Origin of the sequence: Pseudomonas sp. MPB03 (assembly GCF_046605385.1) — a bacterium.
GTDB classification, from domain to species: domain Bacteria; phylum Pseudomonadota; class Gammaproteobacteria; order Pseudomonadales; family Pseudomonadaceae; genus Aquipseudomonas; species Aquipseudomonas zanjanensis.
This window is the reverse complement of record NZ_CP176770.1, coordinates 963,449-979,054: the sequence shown is the minus strand read 5'-3', so window position 1 is coordinate 979,054 and position 15,606 is coordinate 963,449. Positions and strand designations below refer to the sequence as shown.

At 62.3% G+C, this 15,606-nt stretch carries 9 protein-coding genes; 7 read left to right on the top strand and 2 right to left on the bottom strand.

The window, feature by feature from the left end:
- Positions 1 to 15 precede the first annotated feature (15 nt).
- From urtE to ureC, 7 genes are all read left to right on the top strand, one after another.
- Positions 16 to 714 carry an urea ABC transporter ATP-binding subunit UrtE gene (gene urtE / locus ACLH0I_RS04140; RefSeq protein ID WP_411386374.1) on the top strand — a complete coding sequence of 233 codons (699 nt, stop codon included), beginning with the start codon at positions 16 to 18 and terminating at the stop codon, positions 712 to 714.
- A gap of 30 nt (positions 715 to 744) precedes the next feature.
- Positions 745 to 1,587 (top strand): urease accessory protein UreD, encoded by an 843-nt coding sequence (locus tag ACLH0I_RS04135; RefSeq protein ID WP_411386373.1) that lies wholly within the window; start codon positions 745 to 747, stop codon positions 1,585 to 1,587.
- A gap of 154 nt (positions 1,588 to 1,741) precedes the next feature.
- Entirely contained in the window at positions 1,742 to 2,044 is a 303-nt protein-coding gene (gene ureA, locus ACLH0I_RS04130; protein ID WP_003186301.1) for an urease subunit gamma, read from the top strand.
- A 9-nt stretch (positions 2,045 to 2,053) separates the two neighbouring features.
- A complete protein-coding gene (locus ACLH0I_RS04125) occupies positions 2,054 to 2,587 on the top strand; it encodes an N-acetyltransferase family protein (protein ID WP_411386372.1) in 534 nt (177 codons plus the stop codon).
- Between the two features lie 5 nt (positions 2,588 to 2,592).
- A complete protein-coding gene (locus ACLH0I_RS04120; protein ID WP_039593491.1) occupies positions 2,593 to 3,126 on the top strand; it encodes a GNAT family N-acetyltransferase in 534 nt (177 codons plus the stop codon).
- Positions 3,123 to 3,431 carry an urease subunit beta gene (locus ACLH0I_RS04115; RefSeq protein ID WP_249876329.1) on the top strand — a complete coding sequence of 103 codons (309 nt, stop codon included), beginning with the start codon at positions 3,123 to 3,125 and terminating at the stop codon, positions 3,429 to 3,431. The genes ACLH0I_RS04120 and ACLH0I_RS04115 overlap by 4 nt, the downstream gene beginning before the upstream one ends.
- 142 nt (positions 3,432 to 3,573) lie before the next feature.
- A complete protein-coding gene (gene ureC, locus ACLH0I_RS04110) occupies positions 3,574 to 5,274 on the top strand; it encodes an urease subunit alpha (protein WP_411386371.1) in 1,701 nt (566 codons plus the stop codon).
- A gap of 46 nt (positions 5,275 to 5,320) precedes the next feature.
- On the opposite strand, the gene ACLH0I_RS04105 is transcribed toward ureC, so the two are convergent.
- Positions 5,321 to 10,378 carry an NEL-type E3 ubiquitin ligase domain-containing protein gene (locus ACLH0I_RS04105; RefSeq protein ID WP_411386370.1) on the bottom strand — a complete coding sequence of 1,686 codons (5,058 nt, stop codon included), beginning with the start codon at positions 10,376 to 10,378 and terminating at the stop codon, positions 5,321 to 5,323.
- Positions 10,379 to 10,522: 144 nt separating this feature from the next.
- Positions 10,523 to 15,574 (bottom strand): NEL-type E3 ubiquitin ligase domain-containing protein, encoded by a 5,052-nt coding sequence (locus tag ACLH0I_RS04100; protein ID WP_411386369.1) that lies wholly within the window; start codon positions 15,572 to 15,574, stop codon positions 10,523 to 10,525.
- Positions 15,575 to 15,606: the final 32 nt, after the last annotated feature.

The following is a 15,606-nucleotide window of genomic DNA, read 5'->3' as shown; positions in this document are numbered from 1 at the left end:
AGGGGAATTCAAAACATGCTGCAAGTCGACAAGCTGCATCAATACTACGGCGGTAGCCACATCCTGCGCGGCCTGTCGTTCGACGTGAAGGTTGGCGAGGTGACGTGCCTGCTGGGGCGCAACGGCGTGGGCAAGACCACCCTGCTCAAATGCCTGATGGGCCTGCTACCGGCCAAGGAAGGCGCGGTGAATTGGGAAGGCAAGGCCATCACCACGTTCAAGCCGCACCAACGGGTGCACGCCGGCATTGCCTACGTGCCCCAGGGCCGGGAGATTTTCGGGCGGCTGACGGTGGAAGAAAACCTGCTGATGGGCCTGTCGCGCTTCCCCGGTTCCGAAGCCAAGGAAGTGCCGGCCTTTATCTACGAGCTGTTTCCGGTGCTGCTGCAGATGAAACAACGCCGGGGCGGTGACCTGTCCGGCGGCCAGCAACAGCAGCTCGCCATCGGCCGGGCCCTGGCCAGCCGGCCGCGCCTGCTGATTCTCGACGAGCCCACCGAGGGCATCCAGCCCTCGGTGATCAAGGAGATCGGCGTGGTGATCAAGAAACTGGCGGCCCGGGGCGACATGGCGATTTTGCTGGTGGAGCAGTTCTACGATTTCGCCGCCGAGCTGGCCGATCAGTACCTGGTGATGTCCCGGGGCGAGATCGTGCAGCAGGGCCGCGGAGAAAACATGGAAGCCGAGGGTGTGCGCGGGCTGGTTACGATCTAGTCTTAGCGTCCCGACGATCATTAGAAAATCATGAATCTACCTGTTTCGCCTCAAGCTCTGTTCACCCCTAGCTGGCATGCCGAGCTGGACTTGGGCTATGCCCGCTTCGGCGATTGCACACGCCCGGTACAACGCCGCCACAAAGGCCCGCTGCGGGTGCAGAAGCATTTGTACGCCGAGGCCCCCGAGGTGTGCCAGCACATCATCGTCCACCCGCCCGGCGGGATTGCCGGCGGTGATCGACTGGACATCTCGGCCCACGTCGGCCCGGGCGCCTGGGCGCAGCTGACCAGCCCTGGCGCGGCCAAGTGGTACCGCGCCGCCGGCCCGGCGTACCAGCAACTGACCCTGAGCGTGGCCCCCGGCGCGACCCTGGAATGGCTGCCCCAGGAAACCATCGTCTTCAGCGCGGCCCAGGCCGAGCTCAGCACGGGCATCGACCTGCAAGGCGATGCCCGGTTGTTCTACTGGGACATGGTTGCCCTCGGCCGTCCGGCCAGCGGCGAGCGGTTCGACCTTGGGCACTTTCAATCGCGACTGGACATCCGTCGCGACGGCCAGTTGCTGTGGCATGAGCGCCAGCGCATCGCCGGTGGCGATGGGCTGCTGGACTCGCCCATCGGCCTGGGCGGTGATCCGGTGTTCGCCACGTTGCTGGTGACCGGCGAGATCGACAGCGAACTGCTTGAACGCTGCCGGTCCCTCGGCCATGCCGTGCGCGGCGACCTGAGCCAATTGCCCGGTTTGCTCGTGGCCCGTTGCCTGGCGAGCGAGGCGCTGCTGGCGCGGGGGTGGTTGATTGAGTTGTGGCGGCTCCTGCGCCCGGCGTTGCTTGGAAGAGAAGCCGTGCCACCAAGAATCTGGAGTACCTGAATTTGCTTTTACCTGTGGGAGCGAGCTTGCTCGCGATAGCGGTGTATCAGCCAACGGTTATGTTGAATGTTCGATTGCTATCGCGAGCAAGCTCGCTCCCACAAGGGATCGGTGTTTACTGCGAAAAAAATTATCTGCCCCTTATGGACTGCACATGGACCTGACCCCACGCGAAAAAGACAAGATGCTGATCTTCACCGCCGGCCTCGTCGCCGAACGGCGGTTGGCCCGAGGCTTGAAGCTCAACTACCCGGAAGCCATGGCCTACATTTCCGCCGCGCTGCTGGAAGGCGCCCGCGACGGCCAGACCGTGGCCGAGCTGATGCATTACGGCACCACGCTGCTGAGTCGCGAGCAGGTGATGGAAGGTATCCCGGAGATGATCCCGGAGATTCAGGTCGAAGCGACGTTTCCCGACGGCACCAAACTGGTCACCGTCCACCAGCCCATCGCCTGAGGCCACGCCATGACTGCCCATGTTCGTGACGCCCAACCCGCCGACCTGCCGGCGATCCGCGACATCTACAACGACGCCGTGCTCAACACCACGGCGATCTGGAACGAACAGCCCGTGGATCTGGGCAATCGCCAGGCCTGGTTCAGCGCCCGACAAACCCAGGGTTACCCGGTGTTGGTGGCCGTCGACGCCGAGGACAACGTGCTCGGCTACGCTTCCTTCGGCGACTGGCGGCCGTTCGATGGTTTCCGCCATACGGTGGAGCATTCGGTGTACGTCTGCCGCGACCAGCGTGGCAATGGCCTTGGCCCGCTGCTGATGAGCGCACTGATCGAACGCGCCAGGGCCTGCGACAAGCACGTCATGGTGGCCGCCATCGAAAGCGGCAACACGGCCTCGATTCGCCTGCATGAGCGGATCGGTTTCGTCACCACCGGGCAGATGCCCCAGGTGGGCACCAAGTTCGGCCGTTGGCTGGACCTGACGTTCATGCAGTTGGTCCTCAACCCCGGGGCGCCACCGCCCGCCATCGACAAGGAGTGATACCGATGAACGCCGCCCAGTTGCGTCGAGTCCATGCTGAAAGCTTTGCCCATTACCGCCAGGGCCTGATCGATCTGTTGCTCGACGCCGTCGGCTACGGCGCCAGCGTGGGGTTCATGGCCGATCTCGACGCCGTCCAGGCGCGGGCCTATTTCGACGAGGTCCAGACCAGCCTCAACCAAGGTCATCTGTTGCTGTGGGTGGTGGTCAAGGATGAACAGGTGCAGGCCAGCGTCCAGCTTGCCCTGTGCCAGAAGCCCAACGGCCGCAACCGCGCCGAGGTGCAAAAGCTGCTGGTGCGCGGCGAGGCGCGCCGCCGGGGGCTGGGCCAGCAATTGATGAGCGCCCTTGAACTCGGTGCCCGCCAGCACAAGCGCGGCCTGTTGTACCTCGACACCGAGGCCGGCTCCGAGGCCGAGGCGTTCTACCGCGCCATGGGCTACACCCGCGTCGGCGAACTGCCCGACTACTGCCAGAGCCCGGACGGGACCTACACCCCGACCGCCATCTACTACAAGATTTTGGGGCAACCGCAATGATTCCAGGGCAATACCAGGTCCAGCCCGGCGACATCGAACTCAACGTCGGCCGTCGCACGCTCACGCTGAACGTCGCCAACAGCGGCGACCGGCCGATCCAGGTCGGCTCGCACTATCACTTTTTCGAGACCAATGACGCCCTGGCCTTCGACCGCGCTGCCAGCCGTGGCATGCGCCTGAACATCCCGGCCGGCACCGCGGTGCGCTTCGAACCGGGCCAGAGCCGGGAGGTGGAGCTCGTCGAACTGGCCGGGCATCGGCGGGTGTTCGGGTTTGCCGGGCGGGTCATGGGCGACCTGGACTGAAGAGCGCCTTTGTGGCGAGGGAGCTTGCTCCCGCTGGGCTGCGCAGCAGCCCCAAAAACCTAGGGCCGCTACGCGACCCAGCGGGAGCAAGCTCCCTCGCCACAATGGACTGCACACGACTTAAGAACCTCAAGGCGAGCACATGAAGATTTCGAGACAGGCCTACGCCGACATGTTCGGCCCCACCGTCGGCGACAAGGTTCGCCTGGCCGACACCGAGTTGTGGATCGAAGTAGAAAAGGACTTCACCACCTACGGCGAAGAAGTGAAGTTCGGCGGCGGCAAGGTGATTCGCGACGGCATGGGCCAGAGCCAATTGTTGGCCGCCGAGGTCGTCGACACGCTGATCACCAACGCGCTGATCATTGACCACTGGGGCATCGTCAAGGCCGATGTCGGCCTCAAGGACGGGCGCATTGCGGCCATCGGCAAGGCCGGCAACCCGGACATCCAGCCCGACGTGACCATCGCCATCGGCGCCAGCACCGAAGTCATCGCCGGTGAAGGCATGATCCTCACCGCTGGCGGCATCGATACCCACATCCACTTCATCTGCCCGCAGCAGATCGAAGAAGCGCTGATGAGCGGCGTCACCACCATGATCGGCGGCGGCACGGGCCCGGCCACCGGGACCAATGCCACCACCTGCACCTCCGGGCCGTGGCACCTCGCGCGAATGCTCCAGGCCGCCGATGCCTTCCCGATGAACATGGGCTTCACCGGCAAGGGCAACGCCAGCCTGCCGGAGCCGCTGGTCGAACAGGTCAAGGCCGGCGCCATCGGACTGAAGCTGCACGAAGACTGGGGCACCACCCCGGCGGCTATCGACAACTGCCTGAGCGTGGCCGATCAGTACGACGTGCAGGTGGCGATCCACACCGACACCCTCAACGAGTCCGGTTTCGTCGAGACCACCCTGGCCGCGTTCAAGGGCCGCACCATCCACACCTACCACACCGAAGGCGCCGGTGGCGGCCATGCGCCGGACATCATCAAGGCCTGCGGTTTCCCCAATGTGCTGCCCAGTTCCACCAACCCGACCCGGCCGTTCACCCGCAACACCATCGACGAGCACCTGGACATGTTGATGGTCTGCCATCACCTGGACCCGAGCATCGCCGAGGACGTGGCCTTCGCCGAAAGCCGCATCCGCCGCGAGACCATCGCCGCCGAAGACATCCTCCACGACCTCGGCGCCTTCTCGATGATCAGCTCCGACAGCCAGGCCATGGGCCGTGTCGGCGAAGTCATCACGCGCACCTGGCAGACCGCCGACAAGATGAAAAAACAACGCGGCGCCCTCCCCGGCGACGGCGAAGGCAACGACAACTTCCGCATCAAGCGCTACATCGCCAAGTACACCATCAACCCGGCGATCACCCACGGCATCAGCCATGAAGTGGGCTCTATCGAAGTGGGCAAATGGGCCGACCTGGTGCTGTGGCGCCCGGCGTTTTTCGGCGTAAAACCGACGCTGATCCTCAAGGGCGGGGCGATCGCCGCCAGCCTGATGGGCGACGCCAACGCCTCGATCCCGACGCCACAACCGGTGCACTACCGGCCGATGTTCGCCAGCTACGGCGGCTCACGACACGCCACCAGCCTGACCTTCATCAGCCAGGCCGCCGCCGAGGCCGGGTTGCCGGAACAGCTTGGGTTGAAGAAAAGAATCGCCGTGGTCAAAGGCTGCCGCAATGTGCAGAAAACCGACCTGATCCACAACGACTACCTGCCAAGTGTCGACGTCGACCCGCAGACCTACCAGGTCAAGGCCGACGGCGTGCTGTTGTGGTGTGAACCGGCTGATGTGTTGCCGATGGCGCAGCGCTATTTCCTGTTTTGAATGGAGGTACGTGGCGAGGAGCAAGCGACCTCGCCACAGGCCCGCTCTACAGGTCCGTACTTTCCTGCAACGCACTCAGTTCATTCTGGGTCAGCGATTGGATCAATTCCGCTTCCTTGACCCTGTGCTGCAAGCCCAGCGCTTCGGACTGACTGGCATAGTCGGCTTCCTCAAGGGTTCCGTCCGCTTTCTGCTCATCCAGCGCCGAAAGCTCATCGGAGAGGGCGTCGGTCAACGCCTGGAAATCTGCCGCATGCTGCTGCTTCAAATAGTCGATCCAGAAATCGCGGCCCACCAGCGACTGCACTTGTTGGGGCGAGTCGTCCAGGGCCAGGACCTCGGCGGCCGCAGCATCGAGCATGGCACTGGAAACGTTGCCCAGGTTGGTGAAGCGCCCTCCTCCCGGTTGCCCCGGCAGCTCCAGCCGATCCCTCAGCCCCGTACGATAGGCCAAGCGGACCTCGACTTCTTCGATCAGCCTGATCAGCTCGGCCTTTTGCGCGGCTGTGAGCCCTTCACGGGCATTGATTGCATCACGACGTCCCTGGATGTCCTGCAGGGCTATCCGCTCCACTTCATCCAGCCGGAACAATCCCTTGGCCAAGCGAATCAGCGTGGCCGCTTCATCCCCCTCCGCCGACAGGGCCTTGGCGTTGTGGATCATCATCTTTATTTCCAGGTTGCTGAAAGACAACGAAGCACGGTCTTCACAGGCCGGTTCGCCGGCCAGTTCAAACAGTTCACGACGCAATTCAGTGGAATCCCTGGCAGCCTCCAGCATCTGCCAGACGCGGGCCTGCAGGTCCGAATAGTCAGCCACGTCCTGATAGGACCCGATCAACCGACTCAACAGTTGGAAGAACTCTCCGGATTGCGGGTCTGCCTGCAGGCTTCGCCACAGGGCCTTTTTATCCTCCCGTTGTTCGGATGGCAGATCACGCAGCCATGGCCGCACGTCCGGCCGCCTGCTCACCACAGTGTTGGCCGCCAGCTGGAGTGTTCCCATTCTGCGCGGGGCGACCCATTCAGGATGGGCCTGCTGAAGATTTGCCCAATATTCACGCAAGCGCTGCCCGATCGCCTCGTCCATGGGATTGCCCTGGATAAACGTCACACCATTGAGCCGGGCCATGGCATGGGCCCGCTCGGCGGGCGGATCGATCACGTGCGCCGGCACCTCGGTCAGTAGATTTCTGCGCAAGTCCAGTTCCTCCAGTGGCTGGTCAAGCAGGCCCGTGGGCCAGGTGTCGACCCTGGTGTTCCTCAGCAACAGCTCAGTCAGGGCTGGCATGGTGCTGAAATCGGGCAAACGCCCCAGTGGATTGTCGTGAAGGGTAAGGGACTCCATGGCGGACAAACCTCCCAGGACTTCAACGCCACGGGGTGTCAGGGCGATCTGGTTCGAGGCCAGTGTGAGGTTGGTCAGACGGGGCATTCCCTCCAACGCCTCCGGCACTTCCGTCAGGTTGTTATGGGCAATGTCCAACCAACGAAGGGCAGGGAAACGCGTGAGAAAACCGTTACAGGTGTGTTGCGACAACCCCGCCCCGTAGAGCCTCAAGTAGGTTACGTGACTGAAATCTGCCGACAGCTGCGGCAACGACCTCACATGCATCCAGCCCAGATCCAGCTCATACCCCACACGCCGGCCGTCCACTACACCGACAGCCCGGGACTGGCGTCTCCAACACTGACGAATCCGATCGGCGGTGATGCGTTTGAGTCTTCGTCTTGCCGCCGATGCGTTGTTGTCCGCTTCGTCCGTCTCAGCGGAAGCGACCCAACGGTCCAGCTCGTTGCGCAACATACGGTATTCGGTTTCAAGGCGCCCGATCTCCGCGGCCGCTCCGTCGCCCAATTCCCGCACAAAGACCCGGGCTTCCTGAGGCGAGTAATCGGGGAACAAATTTCGCACCCGTCTTTCCGGCGACCGGCCCAGGCGCAGCCATTCCAAAGGCCCGCCCAAGGGATAGCCGTATCTGCCCGAAGCCAGGCGCATGGGCGAGACGAACGACGGCTTGACTGCCGGCATCTTCAAGACCTTCGCCAATGAAGCACGGCTCACCGGCGCCGCACCGATCGCGTCCTTCAACAGCGCGCCATGGTGGATCGAAGCACGACCCATCGCCTGGCGCTCTGCATCCGGAAGCGCATGCTGCAAGGCAGCGTAGAGGCTGCCCTCGCTGCTCAAATCGTTGCCGCTGTCGTCATGGGCTTGATAAAGATCGTCATTCTTGACGACGATTTTGACCTGCGTCGAGTCCGCCGGCCCGACGCTGTCGATCAAGTCCCCAGAGGTGAAATCTTTCCTCAGCTCGATGCGTACCGTATCGCTCCAGCCCGCCAACGTCTTGAGGGTCGCCAGTGCCAGGCGGGGTGTATCCGCCGTGGCCAGGCTCTCCTGGTATAAACCTTCGTAGGCCCGGTTCAAACGGATCGCCCGCTGAAAGTGACGCAGCTCTTCGGCGATGCGCAGCGGGATGGGTTTGGTCTGGGTGGCATCGGTGTAATCCCATCCCGCCATTTGCCGGATTTCGGCAGGGCTGGCGTGGACCATGATCTGCTCGATGGCGGCCGCCGGAACCGAAGGAAAACGGGATTTGATCAGCTTGACCCGTGGATCTTGCGACACATCGCCTTTGGCGTAGTGGTCATCGATCAGTTGTTTTTTCTCACGCACCGCTACCTTAAGCAGATTCTTGCGAAATTGCTGGATTCGGGCGTTCATGTCTGTTTTCGCAAGCGCCGGACGTGTGCCAGCCAGCAAGTCATTGCCCGTCGCATCCACGGCCTCGATCAGGTTCCTGGGAAATGAAGATGAATAAACTTCCGTATCGCTGACGACGACTTCACGGAGCGTCGATGCTTCATCCGATGGATGGGCGTACTCCCAAAGGGTCTTGCCCGAGCGGTCGATCACCTTCAGCTTCAAGTTTTTTGGCCACGGGCCGTAGCCCGTGAGCAAGTGCAGCTGGGTCATCGAATCGGCCTTTTCATAGACCTGCGGATCTTCGCTTTGCATGTGCAACAGGAAAGCGTCGACTTTGCGAGCGATGTCGAAGCGCTTGATCGTGTCGTCCAGCAATACAGGCGCCGGTTCTCCCTCGGCATGCATGCGCCGCAGCGCATCCTCGCTGGTGCCACTGGCGGTACGGATGTGCTCGAGCTCAGTGTCGCTGAAGTCCTTGACCCGATGACCGAGCCGGCGCATCAGCGTCACGCCTTCCCAACTGCGCGGCTGTTCCAGTTCATGGTTCCAGGCACCGCTGCCGTTGTGCGTCAACTCGGGCTGATAGGCATCCGGCCGGGACGGATGGCGAATGCGATAGCGCTGGGTGGCTGGGTCCTGCTGGACTTCGTAGCGGCTGTCGTTCAACGGCAGGACATCGCGACCGCTGAGACGGTGCAATCCCAGGGCATCGGGCTGCGAATTCGCGGGCAGCTCCAGATCGCTCTGGTAAGGCGTCAGGTCGGGGCGCCAGAGCCGTGTTTCGCCAGTCGGGGACGTGACGGGCTCCAATTGATCCACGGTCGCCGATGGCATGATGCGCGGGAGCACCTTGGCGCCGGCGGCCATGAACGCGGCGTTGAGCGCCAGGCTGGAAAAATGCCCCCACATTTCCTTGGTTTCCCCTTGCTCGAACGTCTCGATGCCCTCGAACGCCTCGTACAGCATCTGCAACGCCCACACCGTCATCATCACCTGACCGAGCCCGGGAACGACGAACGCCGCCATGTTGAGCACATCGATGACCGTATTTTCCCAACTTTCCAGGCGCGTCTGACGCGCCTTCTTGTCTTCATCGCCCGTAGGAACCGCCGCGACCCGTGCGTTCTGGTAAATCTTGCGGACCTGATTGACCCGTAGCGTCTCCCACAAGAAACCCTTGAGGTCGGACGCGCTCATCGGCAGCCTGGGCAGGTTCGACGTGAGTGGAAAGTCACCTTTGGCATCGGTTTGCGAAGAGGGTTTGAAGAGACGGTTGAAACGCTCGAAGAAATGCCCTTGCTCGTGCAGCGGCACAAAGCGACTGAAAAAACGACGGTAGTCGAGGTTATGCAGGCGGCGCCGCAGTTCGACCATGAACGCGTCGCTTGAGGCATATTCCTTCACCGGATGCTCAGGATCGTCCGGAATGTAGGCCACGACTCGCTCCAACCGGTTACTTTTCTCGCGTTCCGGACCGATCAGCAGGGGGCCGACAAGTTCGACCTCAAGGACCTTCAACGTGGCGAAGGTCACCGGGCGACCGTCCAGCTCGGCCGAGGGTTGCCCACCCACCACCCGCTGCAACATTCGGTAGGTGTCCTGGCGAATATCCCCCTTGGCCTGGGCAATCTCGGTGCTGATCGTCAGGCGTTGCTTGTGATGCTCGCGCAACTGTTCATCCAACCGTTCGCGGGCCTGACGGTCGTTCGGTTCCAGGACCGTCGCAAGATGTTCCCGGTACTTGCGCCCCAGGTCGAGCTGGCGGCATAGCTTGATAAAGGCTTCGGGGGCAATGGGCAGTGTGCCGGCGCGCACGGACTCGAGGGTGTGGCTCAAGGTGCCATCAGCCGACACCGGCGTGGTGGTAATGAGGTGGCAATCGTCGCAGTCGAGCTTGCGCTCTTCATCGGGCTCGAAATTCGCCAGCGCGATGTCCAGCAGCGAACCGCCTCGGTATTGGTAGGTGTCGTAGGCGTCACCGGTCAAGCGATGAAGCAGATTGGAGCCCAGGTCGGTACGCGTCTTGACCGCGAACTTGCGGGCAAAATAAACCTCCCGGACGTTAAGCGTACGCTTGAAGGTGGCCTGGATGGCCTGGCTGAGCAAGGGTTCGGCAAAGGCCCGCACGTCCTGGACCTTGCCCAGTGCGTAATCGACCTGGTTGAAAATCTTGCAGTACTGCTCGTGACTGCTTTTGAGGCTGGCTCTGGATTGGTGGGTGGTCTTTACGTACCACTCTGGAAGCTCCATGTCATGATCGCGCAGCGCTTGCTGGCGCTGCACGGAGGCGTTCATGAAGCAGGGGGAAATACGACTTCTGAGCAAATCGTCGTGCTCTCCGGTTTTCGAGGCAGGTAGTAAGGTCGCGTTTTTTACAGCGATAAGTTCTGGCATCTCGGGTCATCCTTGAGGTTGGAAAACCCGAGCCTACTCATTGCCTGCGCCATGGATGCGGTAACTATTTATCGCTTTGCCCACAAGACATGACAGGCGAACCCACTGACGCCTCGTCACCCGCTCCGGCCCCAAAGATCTGCCTTACAGGTCAGTGCTCTCCTGCGCGTCCAGCGCTTGTTCGGTCAACGCCTGGATCAGCTCCGCCTCCTTGATCCGCTGTTGCAAGCCCAGCGCCTCGGACTGGCTCACATAGTCAGCCTCCTCCAAGGTTCCGGCCGCTTTCGCCTCATCGAATTCAAGCTGCTGGGTAACCAGCGTGTCAGCCAAGGCCTCGAAGGCTGGTTGATGCTGTTGTTTCAAGAAGTCGATCCAGAACTCCCGCCCTACGATCGACTGCAGGAGGCGGGGCGAATCATCCAGCGCCAGTACTTGCTTAGCCGCGTCATCCAGCATCAGCGATGTCACGTTACCCATGTGGATAAATCGCCCGCCCTCGGGCTGGCCCGGTAGCGCTAGCCGATCCTTGAGCCCTACGCGGTAGGCCAGGCGCACCTCGACTTCTTCGATGTTGCGCAGTTGCCGGGTTCTCTGGGCGGGCGTCAGGTCCGACCGGGCAGCGATGGCGTCACGCCGTTTCTGGACATCCTGCAGCGCGATGCGCTCCACTTCGTCGAGACGAAACAAACCCTTGGCCAGCCTGAGCAACGTTGCCGCCTCTGCCTCTCCGCTCGCTGCGGCCTTGGCGTTGTGGATCATCAATCTGATTTCCAGGTAGCTGAACGACAGCGCCGCGCGATCCTCACACGCCGGGGCTCCCGCCAGCTCGAACAGTTCCCGGCGCAACTCAGTGGAGCCGCTGGCGGCTTCCAGCATTCGCCAGACCCGCAACTGAAGGTCAGCGTAGTGTTCTTCGCCCTGATAGGACGTGGCCAGGCGGTTCAACAGTTCAAACAATTCGCCAGACTGCGGTTCACTCGCCAGGCTTTGCCACAACGCACGCTTTTCTGCTAATTGCCCGTCGGGCAGGTTTTGCAGCCATTGCTGCACATTGGCCGCCGTCCCCGTGGCCGCATGACCAAACGCCCCGTGTTGACGCAACGTTATCCAATCGGGGTGCACACGCCACAGGTCCGCCCAATAATCATGCAGGCGCTGCTGGGTCGCTGCGCTCAACGGATTGCCTTGGAGAAACGTCACGCCGTTGACGCGGGCCGTGGCAAGGGCGTCGGCCGCCGTTGGGTTGACCAGCGCGTCCGGAACGTCGGCCAGCTGGTTATCGCGCAGATCAACGAACTCCAGCGGCAAGCCACGCAGGCCAGCTGGCCAAGTGTTGATTCCCGTGCCCTTGAGACCCAGGCCGCGCAGATCGGACATGCGGCTGAAATCTGGAAGTTGCCCCAAGGGATTGTTTTCGAAGTTGAGGACTTTCAGTCGGGTAAGGCCTTGCAATATCTCAATGCAACGAGGGGTCAGACTGAGGGCATTGTTGGTCAGCAGCAGCTTGGTCAAGCCATTCATGGGCCCCACGGCAGCGGGGATCGTCGTCAACCGGTTGTCAGACATGTCCAGCCAACGAAGCGAGGAAAAACCCGAGAGGAAGCTTTCGCAGGCCTGTTGCGACAGGTCCATGCCAGCCATCTTCAGCGAAGCCACGTGGCTGAAATCCGCCGACAGGTCCGGCAGGTGACCGACGGTCAGGCGCCCCAGATCGAGCTGATAGCCCGCCGGGCGACCATCCGCAGCCGTGACCAGAGGGGTCTGGCGCCTCCAGCAACGCTTTATCTGCTCAGCCATTGCGCGCTTGCGCGCAGGCGGCACCTGCTCCATGCGATCACCGGAATAAAGCCAGGTAACGGTATTGGCCCAACGGTCGAGGTCCCGATCCAGCATGTCCAACTCGACCTTGCGTCGCTTGAGCTCCGCCACGGCGCCGTCGCCCAGTGAGGCCAGCAAAACCTGGACTTGCTCGTTCGTATAGTTCGGGTACAGCTCCAGCACGCGGCTTTCCACCGAACGACCCAGCCCCAACAAGGCTCGCAGCCCGCTCAAAGGGTAAGCGAACCCGCCCGACGCCAGGCGCATCGGCGAGCGGAACGAGGGTTTGATGGTCGGCAAACCCAGGGTTCGCGCCAGCGCGTTGCGGTCCAGCGGCGTTTCACCGAGCGCCTTTTCCAGCAGGGCACCCTGGTGAATCGAAGGGCGTCCCATCGCCTCGCGCTCGGCATCCGGCAAGGCATGTTGCAGCGCGTCAAAAAGGCTGCCCCAGTGGCTCAGCTCATTGCCGTGGTCATCGAGCGCCTGGTAACGCGCCCCGTCCTTGACCACGATCTTGGTCTGCGCCGCCTCAAGCGGCCCGATGCTGTCGACCAATGCACCGGTCGCGTGATCGTCGCGCAGTTCGATACGCACCGTGTCGCTCCAGCCGGGCAAGGTCTTGAGTGTTGCCAGCACCAGGCGGGGCGTGTCCGCCGTCGCCAGCGCGGGTTGGTACAAGCCTTCATAGGCGCGGTTCAAACGCACCGCTCGCTGGCAATGGCGCAACTCCTCGGCGATGCGCAACGGGATGGGCTTGGTCTGGGTGCGATCCGCGTTATTCCAGGCGGCCATCTGCTGAAGCTCCCCACGATTGGCATGGGCGATCATCTGCTCGATGGCGCCGGTCGGCACCGACGGGAAGCGAGACTTGATCAACGCGACCCGAGGATCGGTTGGCTCTTGGCCCCTGGCGTAGTAATCGTTGAGCAGCTGGATTTTTTCCCGCTGCGCCACCTCGGCAAGGTTGATCCTGAGCTGGCGAATCCGAGCGTCCATGTTCGTTTTCGCTATCGCCGGACGGGTGCTGGCCAACAAGTCTTTCCCGGTCGCGTCCACCGCCTCGATCAGGTTTTTCAACACCGAAGGGGTACGTACTTTTTCCTCGGGAATAATCACATCGCGAACCGGAACGGCGCCTTCCGATGGTCGAACATACTGCCAGAGCGTCTTGCCCGCCCCATCTATCACCTGCAATCTCAGGCCGCTTGGCCAGGGACCATAACCGGCGAGCAAGTGCAGCTGGGTCACTGGATCGGCTTCGTCCTGTCGCTGGGAATCCTCGCTTTGCAGTTGCCCGATAAAAGTGTCGACTTGTCGCGCCAAGTCAAAACGCTTGATCGTATCGGCCAGCAGCGCGGGCATCGGCTCGCCTTCCACATGCAGGCGTCGCAACACGCCCTCGCTGATACCACTGGCGATACGGATCTGCTCCAATTCGCGGTCGCTGAAATCCTTGACCCGATGACCGAGCCGGCGCATCAGGGTTGCCCCTTGCCAGCCTTGCGGTCTTTCGAGTTCATGATTCCAGGCACCGCTGCCGTTGTGTGTCAGCTTGGGCTGGTAGGCATCCGGCCGGGAAGGATGGCGGATGCGATAGCGGTGGGTAACCGGATCCTGTTGCACCTCGTAGTAGTGTTCCTCCAACGGCAGGACCTCGCGGCCACTGACTTCGTACAGTCCCAGACTGTCCGGGACGGCGCCAGCGAGCGGTCGCAAAGGACTGCGGTACGGCGTGAGATCAGGCTTCCACAGTCGCGATTCCCCGTTGGCCCGTTCCACCGCTTCCAACTGATCCACACTGGCCGATGCCTGGATCTTCGGCAACACCTTGGCGCCTGCGGCGATGAACACGGTGTTGAGCGCGACGCTGGAAAAGTGCCCCCACATCTCCTTGGTCTCCCCCTGCTCGAACGCCTCGATCCCTTCGAACGCTTCTTCAAACATCTGCACGGCCGCCACGGTCAGCATCAGCGGCCCCAACGCGGGCACCACGAAGGCCAGTTGGTTGAGCACGTCGATCACCGTGTTCGTCCAACTCTCCAGGCGCGCCAGACGGGCAACCTTGTCTTCATCGGCGGTGGGCACCGCCACCGCTCGCGCGTCCATCTCGATCTTCTGGAGTTGTTCGCGGCGCAAGGCTTCCCACAGGGCGCCGGGGATGGGCGACGCGGCCATGCGCAAGTTGTTCAACGAGGGCTTGAGCGGATAGTCGGACTGGGCATCGGCCTGGGGAGAAGGTTGGTAGAGCTGGTCGAACTGCTTGAAAAAAGTCCCTTGCTGGCTCAGCGGTATAAAGCGACTGAAGAACCGTCGGTAGGCGATGCCATGGAGGCGTCGGCGCAGTTCGATCATGAATTCGGTACTGGACGCGTATTCCTTGAGCGGGTGCTCGGGATCGCCCGGGAGATACGCCACCATTCGCTCCAGGCGCCGGGTCTTTTCCCGGTCGGGGCCGATCAGCAGCGGGCCGACCAGTTCGGTGTCGAAGATTTTCAGCGAAGTGAATGTCACCGGCCGCCCGTCGAGCATGACCCCGTCGTGATCGCCGATCACTTGCCGCAACATCTGGTACGTGTCCTGGCTGATGTCCGCCTTGGCCCAGGCGACTTCGGCACTCAGCGCCAACGCTTGCTTGTGGTGATCACGCAGTTGCTGGTCGAGCCGCTTGCGGGCATCGTCGTCAGCGGGTCGGGCAATGGCGCGAATGTGTTGCTGGTAGCGCCGTCCGAGGTCCAGTTTGCGGCACAGCCTGGCAAAGGCGTGCGGGGCGATTGGCAACGCCCCCGCCCGGACGGCGTCCCGCGTGGGCTTAGGCGTACCACTGGCGGACAGTGACGTGGTGGTGATGACATGGCAGCCGTCGCAATCGAGCTTAAGCTCTTCGTCGGGTTCGAAGTTCGCCAGCGCGGTTTCCAACAACGAAGCGCCTCGATACTCGTAGGTATCCCAGGCCTCTCCCGTCAGACGGTGAAGCAGCGTGCTGCCCAGGTCCTTGCGGGTCTTGAGACCGTACTGGCGCGCGTAATAAACCGCCTCCACGTCCAGTGTTCGCTTGAATTCCTTCTGGATGGCCTGGGTCAGCAGCGGTTTGGCAAAGGCGCGGATGCCCTCGATGCTGCCCAAGGTGCTGTCGATCAGGTTCAAGCTGTCGCGGTAGCGCGAATGCTGTTCCTTGAGACGGGTTCGGGTTGCGTGGGAAGCCTTCGCGTACCAGGCCGGGAGTTCCAGGTCGTGGTCGCTCAACGCTTGCTGGCGCCGCATGGCGGCCCCGATGTACCAATCGGGAACCCGCTGCTTGAGCAGGTCGAAGTGGACGCCGCGACTTTCAGGTTGCGGCGTCATACCGGGCTCGGCAATAACGGGAATAGGTATTGGCATGCGGATCATCCTTGAGAGTGGAAAACCCGAGC